At 47.6% G+C, this 23,633-nt stretch carries 14 protein-coding genes and 1 pseudogene; 5 read left to right on the top strand and 10 right to left on the bottom strand.

Features of this window, described 5'->3' with window-relative positions; genetic code table 11:
• Window positions 1-58: 58 nt before the first annotated feature.
• On the top strand, window positions 59-1,159 hold the full coding sequence (locus DW947_RS15355) for an Mrp/NBP35 family ATP-binding protein (protein ID WP_016273135.1): 1,101 nt from the start codon (window positions 59-61) through the stop codon (window positions 1,157-1,159).
• A 92-nt stretch (window positions 1,160-1,251) separates the two neighbouring features.
• On the opposite strand, the gene DW947_RS15360 is transcribed toward DW947_RS15355, so the two are convergent.
• Both DW947_RS15360 and DW947_RS15365 read right to left on the bottom strand, forming a co-directional pair.
• Window positions 1,252-3,270 carry a M56 family metallopeptidase gene (locus DW947_RS15360; RefSeq protein WP_044468566.1) on the bottom strand — a complete coding sequence of 673 codons (2,019 nt, stop codon included), beginning with the start codon at window positions 3,268-3,270 and terminating at the stop codon, window positions 1,252-1,254.
• Between the two features lie 2 nt (window positions 3,271-3,272).
• Window positions 3,273-3,635, bottom strand: coding sequence for a BlaI/MecI/CopY family transcriptional regulator (locus tag DW947_RS15365; RefSeq protein ID WP_005829755.1), 363 nt, complete (start codon window positions 3,633-3,635; stop codon window positions 3,273-3,275).
• 206 nt (window positions 3,636-3,841) lie between these two features.
• Between DW947_RS15365 and DW947_RS15375 the strand changes: the two genes are divergently transcribed.
• A complete protein-coding gene (locus DW947_RS15375) occupies window positions 3,842-5,380 on the top strand; it encodes a Gfo/Idh/MocA family protein (RefSeq protein ID WP_005829763.1) in 1,539 nt (512 codons plus the stop codon).
• A gap of 65 nt (window positions 5,381-5,445) precedes the next feature.
• Here the strand turns inward: DW947_RS15375 and DW947_RS15380 are convergent, their stop codons facing one another.
• Window positions 5,446-7,347, bottom strand: a complete 1,902-nt coding sequence (locus tag DW947_RS15380; RefSeq protein WP_057281567.1) for a TlpA family protein disulfide reductase — start codon at window positions 7,345-7,347, stop codon at window positions 5,446-5,448.
• Between the two features lie 145 nt (window positions 7,348-7,492).
• Between DW947_RS15380 and DW947_RS15385 the strand changes: the two genes are divergently transcribed.
• On the top strand, window positions 7,493-8,560 hold the full coding sequence (locus DW947_RS15385) for an SGNH/GDSL hydrolase family protein (RefSeq protein WP_057087131.1): 1,068 nt from the start codon (window positions 7,493-7,495) through the stop codon (window positions 8,558-8,560).
• A gap of 218 nt (window positions 8,561-8,778) precedes the next feature.
• Here DW947_RS15385 and DW947_RS15390 read toward each other — a convergent pair whose 3' ends face one another.
• The 5 genes from DW947_RS15390 to DW947_RS15410 all read right to left on the bottom strand — a co-directional run bounded on the left by DW947_RS15390 (window position 8,779) and on the right by DW947_RS15410 (window position 14,724).
• On the bottom strand, window positions 8,779-10,017 hold the full coding sequence (locus DW947_RS15390; RefSeq protein ID WP_005829766.1) for an ABC transporter permease: 1,239 nt from the start codon (window positions 10,015-10,017) through the stop codon (window positions 8,779-8,781).
• Window positions 10,017-11,195 carry an ABC transporter permease gene (locus DW947_RS15395; RefSeq protein WP_057281719.1) on the bottom strand — a complete coding sequence of 393 codons (1,179 nt, stop codon included), beginning with the start codon at window positions 11,193-11,195 and terminating at the stop codon, window positions 10,017-10,019. Before DW947_RS15395 ends, DW947_RS15390 begins: the two co-directional genes overlap by 1 nt.
• Window positions 11,196-11,222: 27 nt before the next feature.
• Window positions 11,223-12,212 carry an HlyD family secretion protein gene (locus DW947_RS15400; RefSeq protein WP_035450104.1) on the bottom strand — a complete coding sequence of 330 codons (990 nt, stop codon included), beginning with the start codon at window positions 12,210-12,212 and terminating at the stop codon, window positions 11,223-11,225.
• Between the two features lie 45 nt (window positions 12,213-12,257).
• Window positions 12,258-13,724, bottom strand: coding sequence for a TolC family protein (locus tag DW947_RS15405; protein ID WP_008664221.1), 1,467 nt, complete (start codon window positions 13,722-13,724; stop codon window positions 12,258-12,260).
• A 121-nt stretch (window positions 13,725-13,845) separates the two neighbouring features.
• Entirely contained in the window at window positions 13,846-14,724 is an 879-nt protein-coding gene (locus tag DW947_RS15410; protein WP_057281569.1) for a hypothetical protein, read from the bottom strand.
• A 230-nt stretch (window positions 14,725-14,954) separates the two neighbouring features.
• Here DW947_RS15410 and mdh point away from each other — a divergent pair, with 230 nt between their 5' ends.
• Both mdh and DW947_RS15420 read left to right on the top strand, forming a co-directional pair.
• Window positions 14,955-15,896: a malate dehydrogenase gene (gene mdh / locus DW947_RS15415; protein WP_005829779.1), complete on the top strand. Its 942-nt coding sequence runs from the start codon at window positions 14,955-14,957 to the stop codon at window positions 15,894-15,896.
• Window positions 15,897-15,991: 95 nt separating this feature from the next.
• Window positions 15,992-19,249, top strand: a complete 3,258-nt coding sequence (locus tag DW947_RS15420) for a S41 family peptidase (RefSeq protein ID WP_119958551.1) — start codon at window positions 15,992-15,994, stop codon at window positions 19,247-19,249.
• A gap of 1,524 nt (window positions 19,250-20,773) precedes the next feature.
• Here DW947_RS15420 and DW947_RS21860 read toward each other — a convergent pair.
• Window positions 20,774-21,883, bottom strand: a pseudogene (locus DW947_RS21860) (glycoside hydrolase family 105 protein); the annotation flags it as partial.
• A gap of 124 nt (window positions 21,884-22,007) precedes the next feature.
• Window positions 22,008-23,624 (bottom strand): RagB/SusD family nutrient uptake outer membrane protein, encoded by a 1,617-nt coding sequence (locus tag DW947_RS15430; RefSeq protein WP_005829785.1) that lies wholly within the window; start codon window positions 23,622-23,624, stop codon window positions 22,008-22,010.
• Window positions 23,625-23,633: the final 9 nt, after the last annotated feature.

Below are 23,633 nucleotides of genomic sequence, written 5' to 3' on the forward strand. Positions count from 1 at the left end.
TTTAAGCCACTGATTCGCATAAAAATAGTAAATAGTAAATTGTCAAATAGTAAATGCAATGGCATTATATCCAAAATTAATCCTTGATGCATTGGCAACAGTGCGTTATCCCGGCACCGGAAAGAACCTTGTCGAGGCAGAGATGGTAGCCGATAATATGCGAATTGACGGGATGAAGGTCAGCTTCTCGCTGACGTTTGAGAAACCGACCGATCCTTTCATGAAGTCGATGGTGAAAGCTGCCGAGACAGCTATACACACATATGTCTCTCCCGAAGTGGAGGTTGTGATTACCACAGAGAGCCGCCAGGCGGCGCGACCGGAAGTAGGCAAACTTTTGCCTCAAGTGAAGAATGTTATCGGAGTGTCTTCCGGAAAAGGTGGTGTGGGCAAGTCTACGGTTGCTGCCAACCTTGCTGTATCTTTGGCAAAGTTGGGTTACAAGGTAGGGTTGCTGGATGCAGATATTTTCGGGCCTTCTGTTCCTAAGATGTTCCAAGTGGAAGATGCCCGTCCTGTGGCGGAGAACATTGGTGGACGTGATTTAATTGTTCCGATAGAGAAGTATGGCATCAAGCTGCTTTCCATCGGTTTCTTTGTCGACCCCGATCAGGCCACCTTGTGGCGCGGAGGCATGGCAAGCAATGCTTTAAAGCAACTGATTGGTGATGCCGACTGGGGAGAACTGGATTATTTCCTTATTGACCTTCCTCCCGGAACGAGTGACATTCACTTGACCGTGGTGCAGACCTTGGCGCTGACGGGGGCTATCGTTGTCAGCACACCGCAGGCTGTGGCACTGGCAGATGCACGCAAAGGCATCAATATGTTCACCAATGACAAAGTGAATGTGCCTATCCTCGGTTTGGTAGAGAATATGGCTTGGTTTACACCTGCCGAACTGCCGGAGAATAAATACTATATTTTCGGTAAAGAAGGAGCCAAGAGGTTGGCGGAAGAGATGAATGTACCGTTGCTGGGGCAGATACCTATTGTACAGAGCATCTGTGAGAGTGGTGATAAGGGCACTCCGGTTGCTTTGGATGAGAATACAGTGACCGGGCGTGCGTTCCTGCAACTGGCTGCTGCCGTAGTCCGTCAGGTAGACCGCAGAAATATGGAAATGGCGCCGACACGGATTGTGGAAGTGCATAAATAAACATGGATATTTTCCTTATGAAAAAGGAGCAATTGCCCGTCGCCGGGTAACTGCTCCTTTTTCATTTAAACTTGTTTAGAGAGAAAATTAGTTTATTTAGTTGGAGTAACAGTGGCATTCTGGACAGCAGGGTTTTTCTCCGGTTCTTGCAGACGGAACATGATGGGGACTGTATATTTTACGTTTACAGCTTGTCCTCTTTGCATGCCGGGCTTCCACTTGGGCATGATGGTAGTCAGACGGATTGCTTCAGCGTCCAGCAGTGGGTCGGCACCACGGATTACTCTGGGGCATATGATGTTCCCTTCTTTATCCACTATAAACTGTATGACCACTCTTCCCTGAATCTTAGCTTTTTGTGCAGCTACCGGATATTTGATGTTTTTACTGATGAATGCCATCATTGCAGACATACCGCCGGGATATTCCGGCATTTTTTCTACGACTTCGAAAACGGTTACTTCCTCCGGGTAGGTTGTCTCTTCGGGAGCGTAACCCACTACTACCATTTCATCTATCTTGTTTTCAATGGGAGCATACTTAACTTGTGTATTGTCTTCTGTCAGACGGAACATCACGGGAACTGTATATTTTACTCGTACGGCTTCTCCTTTTTGTGTACCGGGTTTCCATTTGGGCATGACACTGACTACGCGCACGGCTTCTTTGTCCAACTCAGGGTCAACACCACGAAGCACTTTCGCATTGGCGATGCTACCGTCTTTTTCCACCACGAATTGTACGGTTACCCGCCCTTGTGTACCTTTCTTCATGGCTGCTTCCGGATACTTGATGTTCTTTTTCAAATATTCCATCAGTGCTGACATTCCTCCGTCGGGGAATTCGGGCATGTGTTCTACTACCTCGAAAATACCATTCGCATCGGGGGCGAGTGTAGGTGGGGTGTACTGATGCTCATCCATGTTGATGGTGCGTGTGGTTTCTCCTTGAGAGAGAACAAAAATGAAGTTGTTCCCGGTTTGGGAGGTGGCATACATCGTGGCATGTTTCAGTCCGTTCATGTCTAAGGTGATGTCGGTCTTTCCATCTCCTCCGGTCTTGAAGTTCAGTTGTTTTCCCGCCAGCGTGGTTTGGATTTTTACGTTCGGCACAACTTTCCCTTGCTTGTCTACTATAGTGACGTGGAAGGTCGTTTCGCCTTTCTGTTCAGGATTTATAATACTGAGGGGCAGCTCTTCTATTGCCGTTAGGGTGGGCATCCATATCTCGGAAGTCCGTGCCACGGTTTCGATATTGCTGACAATCATAAGTAAGGCCGCTAAAGGAAGGAACATCAAATATTTGGTTCTTCCTATTTCTTTTGTTCTCTTTTTGTTCATCATCTTGATGCGTTTTTTTAGAGGTAAAACATTGAAACTGTTATAGATAGTTGCTGCAGCCTTTTGATGTGACAATCCTAACAAATGGTACTGATAGGTTTTGGAGTCATAGCCGTTTTCCAATACTCGGGCGTCGGCCATATATTCCAGATTGGTACGGATTTCCCGTTTCATGAGCCAGGCAAAGGGATTGCACCAGCAGAAAATGCACACCAGTTCACTGATGATGACATCAATGGAGTGCCATTGCCGGGCGTGTGTCTGCTCATGGGTCAATATTTCGTTGAACTCCTCTTCCGTATGCGAGGACGGATGGATAAAAATCCAGTGGAAAAAAGAGAAAGGCCCGTCTGCCTTGGGAAGCAGATGTATACTTGTGTTGCCTATTTGTATCTTGCGGCATCGGCATGCCAGGCGGATGATGCCTGCCAGTTGCACGACGAGGCGTATCATCAGCAATGCCGCTATTCCCCAATAGGCGATATTGGCATATTCTGAAAGGATGCTTTTCCAGTCGGTCGGAGCCGCTTCGGTGCCTACTGTGAGTTCCGGCAGTACAACGCTGGCATAGAGGTCTGCCATGGCTACCATCGGTTCCTGCTCCGTAATCCATGTTTGTATGTTCAGCAAAGGTACGGCGGCGGAAACGGCAAAGAAACAGAGCAGTGCGGTTCTGCGCCAGCCGAAAAACGTGTCTTTGTAGAAGAACAGCCGATAGAATGCATAAAACAGTACTATCGCTACATTCACTTTCAGAAAATAGGCTAACATGTTTACTCCTTTCCTTTCTCTATCATATCTATAATGTCTTTCAGGTCATTGGCCGAAATCTTTTGGTCTTTGGCGAAGAACGAAACCATTTCCTTATAAGAATTTTCAAAGTAGTTGCGCACAAAACCGCTCATAAAGGTACGTTTGTATTCGCTTTCGCGTATAAGCGGAGTATACTGGTAGGTGTTGCCTACACGTGCGGCACGGATATACTGCTTGCGCTCCAGGTTTTTCACAATAGATGCTACTGTTGTGTAGGGAGGCGCCGGTTTGGGGTATTTGGCAACAATGTCTTTTACGAAGCAACTGCCCAGTTCCCAAATGTACAACATTGCTTCTTCTTCTTGTATCGTTAACTTTTCCATGGATAAAGTATTTAAATGAATTCAATGCAAATCTACGAATATTTCGTAAAGTGGCATCAAACAGTGAGTTAATTAATCTAAATGCGTTTACTGTATGTATATTCTTTTGTCTGATTGAAAAGAACATGGCTGTTGATAATCTTCTTTTGGTTAAGATTATCTATCTTTGTTGCAATTAATTCTTTTACCTCAAATAAAGTAGAAATATGGGAACAGTTAAATCGTTGTTGCTGGGAATGTGCTTCGTATTGGGTGCATGCACAAGCCAGACTTCTACTGTGCAAACCACAGAGAAGGGAACTCAATGGGAATGGCAGAATGGTACCATTGTTGTCAAGACTCCCGAGCGTCCGGCAGGACAAAAGAGTGTATTGGGACTGACTACTCCGAAGCTGGAGGCAGTCCGTGTGGGTTTTGTTGGTTTGGGTATGCGTGGTCCCGGAGCAGTGGAACGTTTCACTTATATTCCGGGTACGCAGGTAGTGGCTCTTTGTGATTATGAAGAGGCCCGTGCAGATAAATGTCAGGAGCTCTTGAAGAAGGCATCCATGCCCAAAGCCGCCGTCTATTCCGGTGATAAGGGATACGAGGAACTCTGCAAACGTGATGACATAGACTTGGTTTATATTGCTGCGGACTGGCTGCATCACTTCCCCGTTGCCAAGTGTGCGCTGGAGAACGGAAAGAATGTAGCGATAGAAGTACCTTCGGCCATGAACCTGCAGGAATGCTGGGATTTGATTAACCTGAGTGAGTCTACCCGCAAGCATTGCTTCATTTTGGAGAACTGCTGTTATGACTGGTTCGAGATGAATACGCTGAACATGGCGCAGCATGGCGTATTCGGTGAGGTTATCCGTGCACAAGGTGCTTATATACATAATTTGAGCCCGTTTTGGGACCATTACTGGAAGAATGGAGAAAATGACAAGTTGGGCTGGCGTTTGGACTACAACATGAAGCATCGCGGTGACGTGTATGCCACCCACGGCCTTGGTCCGGTGGCGCAAGCACTGGATATTCACCGTGGTGACCGTATGGAAACGCTGGTAGCCATGGATACCAAGTCTGTGGTAGGCAAGGAGCTGGTAGAGAAAAGAACCGGTGAGGAGTGCAAGGAGTTCCGTAACGGTGACCATACCACGACCATGATTCGTACAGCCAATGGAAAGGTGATTGAGATTCAGCACAATGTGATGACGCCACAACCCTATAACCGTCTGTATCAGCTTACGGGCACCAAGGGATTCGCCAACAAATATCCGGTAGAAGGGTATGCGCTTGACGCTGACCAGCTGAGTGCATCGGGCGTTCAGCCCAAAGTGGATGATTTGAATTCACACGGTTTCCTGCCGGAGACGGAGATGGAGGCACTCGTGGAGAAATACCAGCATCCCATTTTAAAGAAGTACGGTGAGATGGCGAAGGAAGTAGGAGGTCATGGTGGCATGGACTTCGTGATGGACAGCCGTCTGGTATATTGCCTGCAAAACGGTCTTCCTTTGGATATGGATGTATACGACCTTGCTGAGTGGTGCTGCCTTGCAGAATTGGGAGAACTTTCTATGGACAACGGTTGTGCGGCTGTGGCATTCCCCGATTTCACCCGTGGTGAATGGAATGTGGTGAAGGGCTACAAGCATGCATATGCAACTCCGGAAGAGGAAGCGGCTGCTATGGAGAAGGCAAAGGCATTTACTGCTAAACTGAAAGAGCAGGGAGCCAAGGAATGGGCTGAAAAGTAATAGCGGTATACTGATAAAACAAAAAACAGCAGGTGATAAGCCTGCTGTTTTTTTTTATCAGTTTGTCATTTAGTCACTTTCAGCAACTCTTCCTTCATCTTCTCCACTCCCGGAAAGCCGGTTTGTCTGAACGTGGTGTTTCCTTCGCGGTCTACAATCAGATAAGTCGGTACCCCTTCTATCTTGAATGCATCCGATAGGTATTTCCATTGGGCATCTGTCAGACGGAAATGTTCGCCGTGGATGTCGGGAATCATATTCTCCCAGGTCTTCAAGGGGGAGGTTTCGCCGGTGATGTACAGATATAGGATATCCTTGTCTTTCAGTTCCTCCTTCATGGGGGCCATCGTCTTGTTTGCCATACGGCATGGACCGCACCAAGTGGCCCAGAAATCTACTAACAATACTTTTCCTTTGAATTTGCTGATGATAGAAGTGAACAAATCTTCGTTGCTGACGTTGGCGTCCACTTGGTTGATGGTGTAGCCCGTCTTTTTCTTGTTGGCTTCGAGTTGTGCCAGCAGTTCGTCATTGGCGGCAGTCAGCATTTCACGGTATGCGGCGGGCATGGCGGCAACGGTGGCCTTTTGCTCGTCGGTGAGCGGGGTGAAGTTCTTGATACCCCGGTAGAGGGTGACATTACGGGCTATATCGAAGAAGATACCTTTGTCGGTTCCCCAGGCTTTGCCCAATTCTCCACTCCGTTCGACATTCCTTGAAGCCATTTGTACATACTGGTTGGACAAGACTGCCTGCGGCACATTCAATATACTCATATCTTCGTCGGACACGTAGTTGGCGGGTACTTTCCGGGCAAGTTCCTGATAGTAGTTGTTTGCTTCCTCCCGTTTGATGAGATTGGCGTGTAGGGCAGCCGATGTCAAGATGCTGGCAACGGAAGACAGCATGGCATTTGTAATCAGTTTGTTATTGATAGTCAAAAGTTGTCGGGTAGAAGCACTATAAGGCAACTTGTCTATTGCTTCTTGTGTTTCGTCGGATATTTGAAGTACGTATGCTTTGGCTGCATCAATATCCTTGCCAGCCAGTGCAGCTATGTTTTGATAGAGCTTGTCTTGCATGTCGATGCTGAGGTGGTTTCCGTTCAACTCTTGTGCCACGGTTTCCAGCGGTCCGTTGATATATACCATTTCTCCATAGGGTTTCCCTTCGCTGTGGAATTTAGACTTGCGCCGGGAAGCTTCGCGTAGATTGACGTATATTTCTGTTGTCTTGCCGGGTTCCATGAAGAACTGGAGCATATGCTCTCTACCCAAATATATGGTACATGGGGTAGTGCCGGGCAATGTTACTTCTTTGGTGAAACTGCCGTCAGGCTGGATGTCGAGTGGTATGTCCGTGATGTCTCCTTTGATATTCTCCCACACGGCAATACTGATTGGCATTCCCATATTGGGGCGTGAATCCAGGAGTTTTCCTTTCAGCATGGCTTTTCCGTATTGGATGACCGGTTCGGGAAGTTCGGCATTAGGGTCGGCTTTGTGTACTACGGCGTTCTGGGGAAGTGCCAGTTCCGGCAGTTTCTTGCTTTTCAGTTGTATTCCCCAGATGCTGAATCCGTTTTCCACCTTTTCGCCTTCGGTGAAGTCGAAGGAGGTAGCATTGTCGGATAGGGGAGGAAAGACCAACTGGAATTCCGCTTCGCCCGATTCGGGCATCCAAAATTCTTTACCTGGTATGATGCCTATACCGGAACGCAGTTGGTAGGTTTCTCCGTTATTGTCTGTCAGGTAGCTGTCGGGTGCAATCTGTATCCAGTACTTGGGACGATACTTGGCATAGATGTGGAGCACGGTTGCCGTGTCACTGATGACTACTTTACTCACTTCGATGGAAGTCGTGTTTCTTACGATAAACGGTGGTTGGTCAATCACACGGTTTTTGGCTTGCAGGGTACAGCAGATGCACAGTAGGAAGCCTGCTAAGAGGAAATGGATGTGTCTCATATGAATTGTTTTCTGCGAAAATACGAATGTTTCGTAAAGAAACAAGCATGTGGGAGTTAATTGATGTAAAATACTTCCATTTCTTCGTTTTTCAAAGAAACCTTGTATCTTTGCCGGTAATACTTAACACTTAATATCTTGTCATATGAGAACCAGAATTCTTTTGATGGGCTTGTTGTTGGCCGCTGTTGCCAATGCCCAGACTATCTATCATGATGCTTCCGCCTTCCCCCTTCTGGGCAAAGCAACAGAATCTACCCTTACCCGCTATGAGCGTCTGCCGGACTCTCTGCAGAACATCTCCCGCAAGCCGTTGTGGGACTTAGGCCGCAACAGTGCCGGACTCGCCGTGCGCTTCCGTTCCAACTCTACAAGCATTTCCGCCAAATGGGAAGTAAGGAACAATATGAGTATGAACCACATGACACCGACCGGCATTAAAGGCCTCGACCTCTACTGCTTGCAAGACGGCAAGTGGATATTTGCCGGTAGCGGACGTCCGCAGGGCAAAATCAATAAGGCGACTATCGTAAGCAATATGTTGCCCGAGGAGCGCGAATACCTTTTGTACCTTTCTTTATATGACGGGGTTACCTCGCTTTCCATCGGCGTGGATTCTTTATCCGCCATTACCCTGCCGGCAGTAGACTTGCCGAAACGTGAGAAGCCGGTGGTATTCTATGGTACCAGCATCTTGCAGGGAGGCTGCGCTTCCCGTCCCGGCATGGCGCATACCAATATTCTGGAACGTTGGCTCAATCGTGAGTGCATCAATCTGGGATTTAGCGGCAATGCCTTGCTCGACCTGGAGATTGCCGATGTCATAGCCGGTGTGGACGCTTCTATGTTTGTCCTCGACTTTGTGCCCAATGCTACCGTGGAGCAAATGAGAGAGCGTGCCGATAAATTCTATACCACTATCCGCAGCAAGCATCCCGATACGCCTGTCCTTTTCGTGGAAGACCCTCTCTTTACCCACTCTCCTTTTGACACCAGGATTGCCAAGGAGGTAAAGGACAAGAATGAGACATTGAATGCCTTTTTCCGTTCTTTGAAGCAACGTGGAGAGAAAAACATCTATTTCCTTGCTTCCCGTGACATCATCGGCCACGACGGGGAGGCTACAGTAGACGGCATTCATTTTACCGATTTGGGCTTTATGAGGTATGCTGAGATACTTTACCCGATATTGGAGAAACACATGCGACCGTAATTAGGTATTACAACCGTTTGTCTGTTTGCTGCCTTGCCGATGCTGTAGGGCAACTATTTGTTTCCTTTAACAAAACAGTCTGTTTCCTATAAGGGAACAGACTGTTTCAATATGGCGAACAAACTGTTTTTATATATTGGAACAAATTGTTCTGATACGCTGAAACAAAGTGTTCAAACGCATGTGAACACTTTGTTTCGTAGGCTTGGAACAATGTGTTACGCTTCTATACTCTTATGCTTCTTATACTCTTCAATCACATGTTTCCTGCTCTGCAATATCTGCCAGCGATATACCAGGCACGTGGTGATGAAGTAGAAGCCCGTTTGTATCCATAGTGCTTGGTACTCGAAAGAGACTTCATTGAGTGTGGCTCCCATGCTGTTGATGCGTACGTAGCCGTTGATGCCGAAGGTAGAAGGGAAGATGTACGAGAAGTACTTCCAGAAAGCGGGCATAGCAGCTCCCGGCCATGAAATGCCGGAGAGGAACAGCAGCGGCACGGAGGTGAACACGAACAGCAGCATGCACGTTTCGCGGTTGCGGATGGCAATGGATGCTGTCATGGCAAAGAAAATACAAGCGGCCAGGTAGGGCAGGGTGAACAGAGTCAGGACACCGGGTATCGCTATTTGGTTGAGGCTGAAAAGCCATGGAACCACACACAGTATATATACCGATACCAGTGAATATACCATGAAGTAGCTCAGCCCTTTTCCCATCACAATGCGTAGTGTGCCGTTGTAGTGGCGGTTGATAGGCACCAGGTCGCGGAAGCGGTTCTGCTCGCGTGCCGTCCCGGCAGACAAGCCGATGCCGAGTAGCAGCGTTTGCTGGATAATCAATACCAATACTGCCGGAATCAGGAAAGCGGCAAATCCGTTGGTCGGATTATAGAGGGCGACATCCTCATACTCTATCGGGTAGGCGGTAATTTCGTCCTGGCGGTCGGTGGTATTGGCGCTTCGCTCCACTTTGATGTCTGCGTTCATGGCGAGCGACACGTTGGTGTTGGCAGTCAGCAAGGCTTTGTAATACAGCAGTCCGCTCATGTCGCAGAAGATGCTGACCTGCGTCTGCTTACCGCGTACAATGTCGTCGCTGAAGGTGGAGGGGATGTAGATAATACCGTATGCCCTGCGGTCCTTCAACATCAGTTTGGCTTCTTCCATATCAGCGCAGTAGCTCACGAGGCTCACTTCGGGACTGGAGTCCACTTTCCGCAGGTATTCGCGGCTCAACGAGGAGCGTGAGTCATCCACCACGACAGTGGGCACTTCGTGGATAGTTTCGTTGGTATAGATGAAAGCGTATATCAACGGATAGACCAACGGAACGAGCACGAAGAAGATGAGCACGCCCTGGTCGCGGAAGGTGGTGCCGAATTCCCGTTTCCATATATAGAACAAGTCATGAATGCCTTGTATCACTTTCTGTCTGAACGTCAGGTCTTTCATTAGGGCATGTATTTATAGTAAACCAACGCTCCTTTCAGCCTATGGGCTATAAGGAACGGGAGCATCATGAAAATAAGCAGCGCTACGTAGTTGACCCACGAGTAAATCATGGGGTATCCATTCAGTGCCTGGTCCACATAAATCAGGAAATAGTGGCGCAGGGGGAACAGATTTGCCAATGCCTGCAATACGGGGTGCATGCCCATGGCAGGGAATGACAATCCGCACATGGAGAAAGAGAGTACGCCCCATAGGGAAGCGAAACTGAGTCCCAGACGCAGGGTAGGCAGGGTTCCTATCATCAATATTCCCATGCCTTGCGATGCCAGCACCAGGCAAAGGGTGGCAAGCAGCATCGGCAGGATGCCGCTGTTGCAGGGAAAATGGAGGAAACCGTAGAGGTATACATTATATAATATTCCCATCAGGAAGAAGATGGCGGTATGCGGCAGCAGTTTGCCGGCAAGGGAAATCCAGATGGAGTTGTTGCCCATGCGCAGCCATTCGCGGGCCGTGCGGTCTTTTATCTCAACTCCGATGGAATAGACGGTCACCATGAAGATAAGCAGCATCAATACACCCGGTGCAAAGGTGTTGCACAGATATACGGAGTAGTTCAGCCACGGGTTATTGAGTGGATGCGTATCTATGACGATGGGCTGGAGGAAGGCCATCGCTTGCTCCTCGGTAGCGCCTTTGGCATAGAGGGCGGTGCGGGCGGCGGCTCCCGATGCCAGTTCGCTCATCATCTTCATATCTTTGAAGAGCAGTGAGCCGGCAATGAGTAGTGTGTTGTTGGTGTAGAACGAGAGTTTGGGCTGCCGTTGCGCCTGCGCCTTGGCGGAGGTGCCTTCGGGTATATAGAAGAAGCCGTAAATCTCTCCGCGCTGCATGGCGGTGCGGGCTTCGTTGATATTGGGATAGCGAGCCACGACGGCTGTCTGCTCAAAAGCGTCCAAGTTACGTATCAGCTGGCGTGAAGTGGCACTCATGTCCTGGTCTACCACACCTACGGGCATGTCCGTAGGAAGCCCGGAGTCCATCAGCGTGGTGAAGAATATGTAGCAGAACAACGGTGCTATCACCATACAGAACAGATAGAGCGGGCGGGAAACAAGACGGCGGCATTCGCGTCTTGCTACATTCCACAAAGCCGTATGTTTCTTATTTCTTTCCATCATCCTCTCCAATAACTCATAACTCCTTTACTTCTTCAATACAACACTCATTCCCGGACGCAGTCCTTCCACCTTCTCTTGCGGAGCGGCTTTTACTTCGAATGTTTTCAGGTCGAACTGGCCGGTAGTCTTGGTCGCTTTCCAGGCGGCATATGTGCCGAGGTCTTTCATATAGTACACTTTCAGGCGGATATTCTTATCGAGTGCAGGGATGAACGCCTCGAATTCGGTATTCATACCCAACCCTTGCAGCAAGTCCTCGCGTACATTGAAGGTTACCCACATATCGTCCAGAATGGCGATGTTCATAATGGGAGCACCCGTGCCCACGAGCTCGCCTACTTTTGGGAATATCTCGGATACCTCACCGGCAGTCTGTGCAATCAGGTAAGTTTCCTTGATGTACGATTCAACTTCGGCCACAGCTCCTTTGGCACGTTCCACCAAGGCAGCGGCAGCGGCTTTGTCTTCGCGTTCCGCACCGTTCTTGGCCATATCATACTGGGCTTTGGCGGCTTTCTCTGTAGCCCGGGCTGCATTGCGTTGGGCGGTAACTTCGTCAAGCTTTTGTGTAGACATCACGCCTTGGTCGTGCAGGTTCTTCACACGCGTGTAGGATTTTTCGGCAATCTCCAGTCCGGCCAGTGCCTTTTGCCACATTTCATAGGCAGCTTGTATCTGTTCCCGACGGGCGCCTTTCAGAGCTTTTTCGTTCTGGGCTTGGGCTGCCGATTCGGCGGCGCGTGCTTGTTCCAGTTTGGCCTGCACGTCCGGAGCCTCCAAAATGGCAAGGGTGTCTCCGGCTTGTACGCTTTGTCCCTCTTTTACACGAAATTCCAGAATACGTCCCGGCACTTTGCTCGATACTCGATACTCCGTTACTTCTGCTTGTCCTTGCACAATTTCCGGCCCTTTACGCAACATGAAGAAACCTACAAGGGCAACGATGGCAATCACTCCCGTCAGCGTGAGGAATGCCAACAACATGTTACTGTTTTGTGATTTTGTATCCAACATATTATTTACTATTTGACTGTTTACTATTTACGATTGAAGAAACTATCAATTATCAATTGTCAATTCCCCCGTTGCCTTTCTCAGATAGATTTCCGTCAGTTTTACGTCAATCTGTGCGTCTATCTTTTCCGATTGGGCAGAAAGCCATGCGGTGTGCGCTTCGAGCACATTGCTGGCAGGTATAACGCCTTCCTCAAAGCCAAGTGTGGCGTATCTCAGGTTCTCGTTGGCTTTTTCCAGGTTCTTTTCGGCCATGGTCAGTTTCTTGGCAGCTTCGTTCACTTGGAAAGCCGACTGGTTGACCTGCAGCTCTATCTTTTCTTTGGCGTCATCCAACTGGTATTGGGCGATGCGTGCTTCCGATTTGGCTGCTTTTACTTTATAGATGCCTTCGCCCCAGTGCCAGATGGGTACCGACACCATGACACCCACATTCCACATCCCCTTGAACTTTTTCTCGAAACTGTTGAAGACGGAAGGGTTGGTTGCCATATAGCTGCCCATTAGTGCTATGGAAGGAAGATATTCCGAACGGGTGACATTTACTTTCTGCTTATAAATCTGCGTGGCAAGTTCCAGGCTACGCACTTCGGGACGGGTAGCATAAACATTGTTGATGTCGATGGCACCGTTTTCCGGAGTAGTGGGAGCCAGGTCTTCCTTCTGTTCGTCTGTGAGCATGACGGGAGTGGAAAGGTCGAGACCACACAATTGGCACAGCAGCATCCGGGCAAGGCTCAGGCCATCGGTTACTTTGGTCAGGGTCATTTCGGCCTCATTCACTTTTACTTTGATGGAGAGTCCGTCTGCTTTGGTGGCAACGCCTTCGGCAATCATTTTGTCAACGTCGCTGTCGAGCTTCTGCAGTAGTTTCAGATAACCTTCTGCCAGCTTCTTTTTATGGGCAAGGGACACTACCTGCCAATATGCCTGGTCTGTACTCAGGATTACTTCCTGCATACCGGTGTTGTGCTGCTGGCGGGCCAGCTCTTCGGCGTATTTGGTAATTTTGTTGTAGGCACGTATCTTGCCGCCCATATATAGGGGTTGGGTCAAGGTCAGTGCGCCCGCATACATATTGCGGGTGTCTGTACGAAAGGCGTCAACCAAGGATTGGCCTGCACCGTCGAGGGCACCTACCAGGCTTTGTCCTAAAGCCGGCAATTGGCCTGCCAGTTCTGGATGAAGCTGTGCGATGACTTGGGCAGCCTGCTGTAACGGTCCGCTGAGACTTGTACCCAATCCGGACAAGGCTCCTTTCTGAGCGTCGCTGAGGATGGACAACTCTTTTTGACTGCGCATATATCCGCCGCTGGCCGAAATGTTGGGAAGGTAATTAGTAAATGCCGCTTTCCTTTGATAGTGGGCAGCGTTGATTTTTTCCTGGCTTATCAGCAGTTCTTTGTTGTTGGAGATTGCCAATGCACGGCAACTATCCAAGCTTAATGCTTCCTGGGCCTTCATGGGGAAGGATAGGTATGCCAAACAGATGAAACAGAAGAACTTTTTCATTGGGCTATACATTAATTAAGGTGATGAATCTGTTGTTTATACAGCAACAATAATTGCATAAACAACGATGCAAATGTATAGGCTTTCAATGATATTGCAAAATAATTTAGATTTTTTTGTATTAATTCAAGCTGAATGATTGCGAACCGATAAGGGTACCGTCAGCAAAAATGTCTACGCGGTAGGTGCCTGCATAGAGGTATTCTTCTACATCCCAATATACGGTGACGGCTTGCTCTTCTCCGTTGTATTCTATATACTTCTTGATGGAATATACCAGTTCCCGGTTCTCGTATGGGAAGGTGTTCGAGGAACTTTTGGTCAGCACGTTATTGTCCGGTTTGGTGATGCGGATGTAGAGGGTACGTTCGCCGGTCTCTGCAGTGATGTTTTTCACGATGGAGAAGTTTATTTTGAACTTCACGATGTCTTTCACCTTCTTGGCAGTCTTGCCGCGTTTGTTTGTGGGCTGCACAGAGATGTTGGTGGCGTCCAGTTGGGCGGCAAGTGTCACGGTCTTGGTAAGGTTCTTCTTCTCTTCGGACAAGTTGCTGATTTGCCGGGAAGCGGCGTTGTACTTCTTGGTGACATCGGCTATGATTTCCTTCTGTTGAGCAGTCAGGCGGTTCAGCGAGTCAATCTGGTTGATATAGCCTATCATGACTTTGCGGAGAGAGGCCAGTTCCTTCTTCAGACGGCGTATCTCGGTGGCATTGCTGCTCTTCACGGTGCGGAGTTCTTCCAATAAACGTTGGGTCTTCAATTGTTCCTGCTCTAAGAGTACGGAGAGGGAGTCGTTGGAGACTGTCAACTTCAGTTCGTCATATTGTCTGGCGAAGTCTGTGTATTGATTTTCAAGGTCTTCTTTATCCAGATTGAATTCCATCACCAGTTCCTTGTTGGTTTGCTTTTCGGAAATCAGCAGAATGGTAACTCCTATTAATAATAAGATAAGGAGGCTGCCTGCCACGATGAGAAGTGTATTCTTCTTAACTGCCATTTTTGATAATGATTAATGGTTAAGTGATTAATGGTTGGTGGCTGATTATTCGTCCTACATTCATTAATCGTCCGCAAAATTAATCATTAATCATTAATCATCGTCCACTAATCATTGGCTAAATGTGTATTTAACTAAAATTATTACGGAAATATTTCTCTAATTACGAAGTTCGCTGTACTTTTGCGTCATCTTTAAAGAACACTTATAAACAAAAAACTTTAGAAATTATGTCAAAAGTAACCGTAGTAGGTGCAGGTAACGTAGGTGCTACATGCGCTAATGTGTTAGCCTTTAATGAAGTGGCTGACGAAGTGGTAATGCTGGACGTGAAAGAAGGCGTTTCAGAAGGTAAGGCAATGGATATGATGCAGACTGCTCAACTGCTGGGCTTCGACACCACTGTTGTAGGTTGTACCAACGATTATGAGAAGACTGCCAACTCCGACGTTGTAGTGATTACTTCCGGTATTCCCCGTAAGCCGGGTATGACTCGTGAAGAATTGATCGGTGTTAATGCAGGTATCGTTAAGTCGGTTGCACAGAACATCTTGAAATATTCTCCGAATGCTATCCTTGTGGTTATCTCCAACCCGATGGATACCATGACTTATCTGTCATTGAAGTCTCTGGGCTTGCCGAAGAACCGTATCATCGGTATGGGTGGTGCTTTGGACAGCTCTCGTTTCAAATATTTCTTGTCTCAGGCTTTGGGCTGCAACGCCAACGAAGTGGAAGGCATGGTTATCGGTGGTCACGGTGATACTACCATGATTCCGTTGGCTCGTCTGGCTACTTACAAAGGACAGCCGGTAAGCACACTGCTGAGCGAAGAAAAACTGAACGAAGTGGTAGCTTCTACTATGGTAGGTGGTGCTACACTGACTAAGTTGCTGGGTACTTCTGCATGGTATGCTCCGGGTGCGGCAGGCGCTTATGTCGTTGAGTCTATCATCCACAACCAGAAGAAGATGATTCCTTGTTCAGTATATCTGGAAGGAGAATACGGTGAATCAGACATCTGTATCGGTGTTCCCGTAATCCTTGGCAAGAACGGTATCGAGAAAATCGTTGAACTGGAACTGACTGCTGACGAAAAAGCTAAATTTGCTGCCAGCGCTGCTGCCGTTCACAAGACAAATGCCGCTTTGAAGGAAGTAGGTGCTCTCTAATTGAGGGTAACTTAAAATGATAAGCAAACCTCACGGTCTTTTTCCGAAAGGAAAAGTCGTGAGGTTTTTTTTATTCTCCAAAAACAAGAATCATTATGAAAAAACTACTATTAGGTATTGCTGCCGTTTGCCTGGCTGGTTTTACTTTTGCGCAGGATGCTCCGCTGTGGATGCGTCATAGTGTCATCTCTCCCGATGGGACCACCATTGCTTTTACGTATAAAGGAGACATCTATACGGTGCCGGTTGCCGGTGGACGTGCCATGCAGATAACTACCAATCCCGCATATGATACGGCTCCGGTATGGAGTCCGGACAGTAAGCGGATTGCTTTTGCTTCGGACCGTATGGGAAGCCTGGACGTCTACATTGTGGCCAAAGACGGAGGCGAACCACGACGGCTGACTACCCACTCGGGAAGCGAAACGCCGCTTGCTTTTACAGATGCCGGACATGTCTTGTTCTCTGCGGGCATCATGCCGTCTGCCGAGGCTGTTGTCTTTCCCTCTAACGGGCAGTTCAATCAGGTCTATCGAGTATCAGTGGAGGGAGGGCGCCCGACGATGATTTCGTCCATGCCTATGGAGTGCATCTCCATCAATAAGGAGGGAGCGATGTTGTATCAAGATAAGAAAGGTTACGAGGACTACTGGCGTAAACATCACGTATCGCCCATTGCCCGTGACATCTGGATGTATACTCCGGGAAAAGAACCGCAGTACCGCCAGCTGACCACTTTCGGAGGAGAAGACCGTGAACCGGTTTGGGCTCCTGATGGAAAAACATTCTACTATCTGAGTGAGGAAAACGGCTCTTTCAATATCTACCGACGTACTCCCGGAGATGCGAAGGCCGTGCAGTTGACGCACTATACCAAAAATCCGGTACGCTATCTCAGTGCCGCTACGGACGGAAGGTTGTGCTATGGATTTGATGGTGAGATTTACACCCTGCTTCCCGGTGGAGAAGCGCAAAAGGTGAACATCAGCATTGTTTCCGACAGAAACGACAAGGACATTATCCGCCAGATTAAGAGTAGCGGTGCCACGGAAATGGCAGTGTCTCCGGATGGTAAGGAAGTGGCTTTCGTTTTGCGCGGCGATGTCTACGTCACTTCAGTGGAATATAAGACTACGAAGCAGATAACGAATACTCCTTGTCAGGAACGTACCGTAGACTTTGCCCCCGATGGGCGGACACTGGTTTATGCTTCCGAACGTGGCGGGCTTTGGCAACTTTACACTTCGACGATTGTGCGTAAGGATGAAAAGCTGTTTACCTATGCCACAGAGCTGAAGGAAGAACGCTTGACAAACTCGGATGCCGCTTCTTTCCAACCCCAATACAGCCCTGACGGTAAAGAGATTGCCTTTCTCGAAAACCGCAGCACCATCCGTGTCATCAATTTGAAGACAAAGGATGTGCGTACCGTTATGGATGGCAAGTATCAATACTCTTATTCGGACGGTGACCAGTGGTTTCAGTGGAGTCCGGACAGCAAATGGATTCTTTCGGACTATATCGGTGTAGGTGGATGGAACAACAAAGATGTTGTGCTGCTGAATGCCGATGGCAAGGGTGAAATGGTGAACCTGACCGAGAGCGGATACAACGATGGCAATGCCAAATGGGTATTGGGTGGAAAAGCCATGATTTGGACCAGTGACCGTGCGGGGTATCGCAGCCACGGCAGTTGGGGAGCCGAAGACGATACTTATATCATGTTCTTTGATGCTGAAGCATACGACCGTTTTTTGATGAACAAGGAAGAAACCGCTTTACTCGAGGAAGCGGAGAAGGCAGAGAAGGAAAAAGCCGGGAAGAAAGACGAAAAGGATGCTAAGAAGAAAAAAGAGGATGCCGACAAAGATAAGGAGAAAAAGGTAGAGCCGTTAAAGTTCGACCTCGCAAACCGCTTTGACCGTATTGTACGCCTGACCGTCAACTCCTCGCATATGGCAGATGCCATGCTTTCTGCTAAAGGGGATAAACTCTATTATCTTTCTGTTTTCGAGGATGGGTACGATCTTTGGGAACACAATCTGAAAGAGAATGTTACAAAAGTTCTTTTGAAGAAAGTAGGTGCAGGCGCTTTGCAGCCTGACAAGGAAGGGAAGAATATCTTCCTTTGTGCCCGCGACGGAATGAAGAAGATAGAGATTGAAGGCAGCAAGATTTCTCCAATTGAATTTGAGGCTTTCTTCGATTACCGCCCTTATGGTGAGCGTGAATATATCTTCGACCACATCTGGCAGCAGGTAAATGATAAGTTCTATGTGGCAGACTTGCAAGGTACGGACTGGAATGGATACAAAGAAACTTATAAGCGCTTCTTGCCGTATATCAACAATAACTACGATTTTGCGGAAATGCTGAGTGAGATGCTGGGTGAATTGAACGGTTCTCATACGGGAGCGCGTTATTATGCTTCGGGCGCAGCACTTCCTACGGCTGCTTTGGGAGTGTTCTATGATGAAGCTTATGCGGGCGATGGATTGAAGATTAAAGAAATTATAGCTCAGAGTCCATTGACGAAGAAAAAGACGGATGTCAAGCCGGGCTGTATTATCGAGAAAGTGGATGGTGTTGCCATTAAGGCTGGCGCTGATTATTTCCCGTTACTCGAAGGTAAGGCAGGCCGCAAGGTGATTCTCTCGGTCTATGATCCTGTTACCGGAAAGCGGTTTGAAGAAACCTTGAAGCCCATATCTTACGGTGCCCAGAATGAGCTGTTGTATAAGCGCTGGGTGGAAAACTGCCGCAAAAAGGTGGATGAATATTCCGGCGGACGCATTGCTTATATTCACATCAAAGGTATGGATAGTCCGAGCTTCCGTAAGATTTACTCCGATTTGTTGAGCGAAAGCAGTCGTAAGAAAGAGGCTGTTGTGGTGGATACCCGCCATAACGGAGGCGGGTGGCTGCACGAACAAGTAGCGACGTTACTTAGCGGCAAGGAGTATGAACGCTTTGTGCCGCGTGGCCAGTACATCGGCAGCGATCCTTTTGACAGATGGCTGAAACCTTCGTGTATGCTGGTTTGCGAGGATAATTACAGCAATGCCCACGGTACTCCTTTTGTGTACAAGACGTTGGGTATCGGTAAGCTGATAGGTGCTCCCGTGGCAGGAACCATGACTGCTGTCTGGTGGGAAAGCCAGATCGATCCAAGTATTGTATTCGGTATTCCGCAGGTAGGTTGCATGGATATGCAGGGCAACTATCTGGAGAACCGCACGTTGCAGCCTGATATCCTGGTCTATAATGAACCGGAAGCTGTTTTGAAGGGAGAAGATGCACAGCTGAAAGCGGCGGTGGACCACTTGCTGAAGAGGTTGCCGCAAAAGAAATAGATGGATTGGACTTTATAAACAAGAGGCTGAATTCAAGATTGAATTCAGCCTCTTGTTTATAAAGTCGATGGGGTGTCTTATTTATTTTACAGTTACTTCTGACAGTTTTAACCAACCAGAATTAGTGAAGGTTCCCTTGGCAGAGATATCCAGCCCCTTAACATTGCTTCCATTGCCTTTGGTTGTATCGACTAAAGCTACTGCCCAGGTATAGGTTCCTTTTTTTACCCCGTGAAGTTTGGGAGTGAACTCATAGGAAGTGGGATAGCCTTTTATCCAGACGGATAAATCAGTATTGTTGTCCAGATAAGAGTAGACTACTTGATTGTCTTGGTTCAATAATGCGAAAGCTACTTTATACTTTTGGTTCCATTGTGGTATATTGGTTGGGCAATATCCCCAGCCTAAGTTGTTCCAGCGATGTACTATCTTTATTCTTGAACCACTCTTCATTTCTTTGGGAACTACAATGGAATCGGGATATAAACGATAACCTCCTTCGGAGATGAAACGCTCAACCAAAGGATAGGCATCACGGAACCAACTCATGGTTTCGTCTCCTACACGGAAATCCATCATGTTGACATGAGCTTCCTGACCGTCTTCAAATTCTCCGATACGCACATCTTTGGCTGTTTTGTAACCGCTCGGGTCATTGTGATAAGGGTGCTTGCTCACAATCCATCCACCTTCCAGTAGAACCGGGCGTTTCATAATCCAAGGTTTCACATAGTTTCGCTCCCACTGGCCGTAATACTCTCTCATTCCGAAAGCATCATGACGTAAGGAAAAGCCTTTCTCGCAAGCGCTGTCCAACAAGCGTTTACTATCGGGATCAAAATTCTCCTCACCTGCCCAGTCTTTGCCTGCACCCATCCAACGATGGTAGTTGATAACTAAAGGTACTTTGGTGAAGTGTTTGACGTAGAGGTCTGTAATCCAATTGAACACAGCTTCCCGGTTCTTGGGGTCAATGTACTTCATAGTGTGTGCCTCACCCCATTTGCCAAGACCGTAGCCGTCTATAAATTCCACCAGGTCAGGGTCATTGTATTTTTGGGCAAATGCTTCTATGAACTTTGCATATTTCTCCTGGAAGATAGGGTCATCAGGATAGGGAGAGCGTTTTCCATTGTCTGTATAGTATTTGGCTCCTGCATCGAATACATAGGCCGGAGTGGCTTCATTTTTTCGGTCGCGGCTGTCGACAACTACACGGAAAGAGAGACGCATACCTCTGTCGAGTGCCCCTTGAATTACTTTTTTCAACTTTTCGTTGGTATCCCAGCCGTAGACTCCTTCGGCGGGATTGAAGGTACTCCAATGCGTACGGATATAGAGTGTGCGTGCATAATCGGAGATTTTCACGGTTGTTCCTTTTTCCGGTACATAGATATGGTCGTATTTCTTCCAGAAGTCATCGCTGACATTCTCATTTGCATAAACAACCCAACCACTTAAAGGGTTTCCCTGCATGGTTTTTCTGTCTGGCCAGATTTTTATATAATCAGCTTCCGTATCTACAGCCATCTTGTATATCTGGCATCCTGCTGCAAGAAACGCACCGACACCGTAAACTTCTGTCATGTCACGCGTCACTTTACGGGGGTCGGCACCGATAGGCTGTACCCAGCCAAGTTTACCGCTTGCATCTACAGCATCGGTCAGTGCCTTCCAGCCTTTTATAATGACTGGCATGAAATCGTCTTCATTCAAGAGTCCCGCATTTACGCCATATGCCAACGCATATACAAAGAAACCGGTGGAACTGGTTTCGGGAGAAGGATAAGAAGCCGGATCCAGAAGGCTGGCATGCCAATAACCGTCTTCGTTCTGCAATCCGGCGATACGTGTGCATAACCGGATAAACAGTTCTTCGTAATAAGCGCGTTCCATCAAGCCTTTGGGCAACTCCTGCAATACTTCTGCCAGACCGGCCAGTACCCAGGCATTTCCACGTCCCCAGAACACCTTTTTGCCATTGGCTTCTTTTTTACCGAAATAATGCCAATCGCGGTAGAAAAGGTTCTCTTCCTTATCGAATAGGTATTCGTAGGTAGCCCGGTATTCATTGTCCATGAATTGGAGGTATTTCCGGTTGTTGGTTTCACGGTATAGCTTGGCATAAACCGGGGGGGCCATAAACAAGGCATCACACCAGGTCCAGCGTTCTAGGGTTTTGTTGTCACCATACTCCAGTTTGAATGTACCGTTGGATGGATGGTTGACAATCCATTCCGTACGTGCCAGGGTAGGAGCCAGTATTTCCTCTTTTTTATATTTACGGTATAAGTCAATGAATGATTGGGAAACGGTTATATCGTCTGCATGGTACAACCGCTGATGGGGTTGCCAGCAGTTTCGTCTTCCTATTTTATAGAGCCATTGATAGTAGGTGCTGTCATTGTACTCCTCTTCTGCCAGTTTAGCCCAATCTACCATACCTACATAAAGTGCTCCATTGGTCCAATCCAGGTCGTGGTGTTCGTGGGCAGTGTTAGGATTGGAAATTTGCCAGTCTGCCACTTGCTTCATTTTCTCTTTTACTTCCTTTTTGCTGAATGGCACTTGTGCCATGATTGCCATACTGATAAACAGAAAGGCTGCTGCTGTTAATTGTCTGTGTATCTTCATGATTGTTTATTGATAAAATTAAGGGAATTGCCTTTGTTCTCAATGGACGCGGACAATTCCCTTTATGAGAATCTTGAAAACTATCTTTTTACCTTTATTCGTGTTTTATTTTGTCTTTGTGCTGTTAATATCCTTCGTTTTGCGGGAATTCTGCACCCGTATTTGAATCGATTATGCTCTGAGGAATCGGCCATAATGTGTGGTAATCACGCATAACGGGCCCCGATTCTGTATTGTATTTGCGGGTACGCTCCAATAATTTGCCGGTACGGCATAAGGTAAAGCGGCGTGATTCTTCACCTACCAACTCGCGGATACGTTCGTCCAGCAAGAAGTCCATGGTCATTTCACTGTCCGTAATTTCAGGAGCATGTGCGCGACGGCGTACAACATTGATTGCTTCGCGGGCACCTGAAATATCGTTCAACCCCAACCTTGCTTCGCAGAGTAAGAGATAAGTCTCGGACAAACGGAACTTCATGCGGTCACGGTAGGAACCGGTCAAAGAAAGGTTTTCGGAACGGCCATAGAAGAATTTTGTCAGAGCCGGATAAAGACGGAAGGTGGTAAACCATGTTTCGTCTGTAATCGTGGCTTTTTTACCATAAAGGTCGGGCATGTTCTCGTTGTTGTAATACCAGTTACGTTTGATGTTGTATTCGGAATTACGAATGTCTTCTTCATCAAAGAAACCGGTATCTTCTCCAATCCACCATTTCATTGGTACCAATTGCGACAAGCCGCGGCCACCCAGTGAGTCTGCCAAAACAAAACCGGTAATTTCGAAGTATTTGGGTTCCCAGGCACGGCGTGTCCAGTCATCGGAATTTGTACCGCCACCAGTAGTGTTATATTCAAACTGCATGACCCAAATGCTTTCCATATTGCCGGATGTGCGATTTTGATTGTTTTCAACGAATAGGTCGGAGAACACATCGCCGTTTGCTTTTACCTTTTCACCGAAGCGGTCTTCCATCAAGTGGAAATATCCGCTGTTGATGACATTCTCTGCGGCAGTTTCAGCCTTTGCATAATCACCCTGCATCAAGTAAACCTCACTTAGTAAGTGTTCTGCCGCCCATTTGGTCAGCTTGCCGACTTTTACGGCATCAGGGTCAGTAGGCAGGTTCTCGACAGCAAACTGAAGGTCTTCTACCATGTGGGCAATAACCTCTTCCTTCGGTGTACGGGTAAAATCGATTCTGAACTGATCTTGAATCTTGTCTACATAAGGAACGTCTCCATACAGATAAACCAATGTACGGTATGCATAGGCGCGGAAAAAACGTGATTCTGCCTGATAGAGCGCCTTGTCTGTGCTATTATCCCAGTTCGTGTTTATTTCCGAGTATTTCAACATCTCATTGGCTCCTGCAATCAGGCTATAAGCCCAGTTCCAGTAGGAACCCACAATACCGGTATTTGGAGTTAATGTCAAAAAACCGAACGGTTGGATAGAACCGTCTTTAGTGCCCATGGTAGCAAGGTCAGTGGCAATCTGCAATGCTTCGTAAGGGCAAGCGGCATTGTGCATGAAGGCACCGTTTTCACCCCAAGTGTTGTATTCAGAGCGTGCTTCGGCATAAAGTCCGGTAGAACCTACTTCGAAACCATAGGAACTTGTATATGTGTTGTCCGGAGCCAGTTCACTTTTCAGTTTCTCATCCAGAAAGTCAGAGCAACCGGTAGCAGACAGAGCTACTAACAGAGCTAGAGTTGCTTTTGATATATAATTTTTCATTGTATATAT

It is taken from the genome of Bacteroides sp. AM44-19 (genome assembly GCF_003603395.1).
Lineage (GTDB): Bacteria > Bacteroidota > Bacteroidia > Bacteroidales > Bacteroidaceae > Bacteroides > Bacteroides uniformis.

Coding starts and splice junctions, on each gene's coding strand:
- DW947_RS15355 (WP_016273135.1), top strand. CDS start 59: ATGGCATTATATCCAAAATTAATCCTTGATGCATTGGCAACAGTGCGT.
- DW947_RS15360 (WP_044468566.1), bottom strand. CDS start 3,270: ATGTTAGCCTATTTTCTGAAAGTGAATGTAGCGATAGTACTGTTTTAT.
- DW947_RS15365 (WP_005829755.1), bottom strand. CDS start 3,635: ATGGAAAAGTTAACGATACAAGAAGAAGAAGCAATGTTGTACATTTGG.
- DW947_RS15375 (WP_005829763.1), top strand. CDS start 3,842: ATGGGAACAGTTAAATCGTTGTTGCTGGGAATGTGCTTCGTATTGGGT.
- DW947_RS15380 (WP_057281567.1), bottom strand. CDS start 7,347: ATGAGACACATCCATTTCCTCTTAGCAGGCTTCCTACTGTGCATCTGC.
- DW947_RS15385 (WP_057087131.1), top strand. CDS start 7,493: ATGAGAACCAGAATTCTTTTGATGGGCTTGTTGTTGGCCGCTGTTGCC.
- DW947_RS15390 (WP_005829766.1), bottom strand. CDS start 10,017: ATGAAAGACCTGACGTTCAGACAGAAAGTGATACAAGGCATTCATGAC.
- DW947_RS15395 (WP_057281719.1), bottom strand. CDS start 11,195: ATGGAAAGAAATAAGAAACATACGGCTTTGTGGAATGTAGCAAGACGC.
- DW947_RS15400 (WP_035450104.1), bottom strand. CDS start 12,212: ATGTTGGATACAAAATCACAAAACAGTAACATGTTGTTGGCATTCCTC.
- DW947_RS15405 (WP_008664221.1), bottom strand. CDS start 13,724: ATGAAAAAGTTCTTCTGTTTCATCTGTTTGGCATACCTATCCTTCCCC.
- DW947_RS15410 (WP_057281569.1), bottom strand. CDS start 14,724: ATGGCAGTTAAGAAGAATACACTTCTCATCGTGGCAGGCAGCCTCCTT.
- mdh (WP_005829779.1), top strand. CDS start 14,955: ATGTCAAAAGTAACCGTAGTAGGTGCAGGTAACGTAGGTGCTACATGC.
- DW947_RS15420 (WP_119958551.1), top strand. CDS start 15,992: ATGAAAAAACTACTATTAGGTATTGCTGCCGTTTGCCTGGCTGGTTTT.
- DW947_RS15430 (WP_005829785.1), bottom strand. CDS start 23,624: ATGAAAAATTATATATCAAAAGCAACTCTAGCTCTGTTAGTAGCTCTG.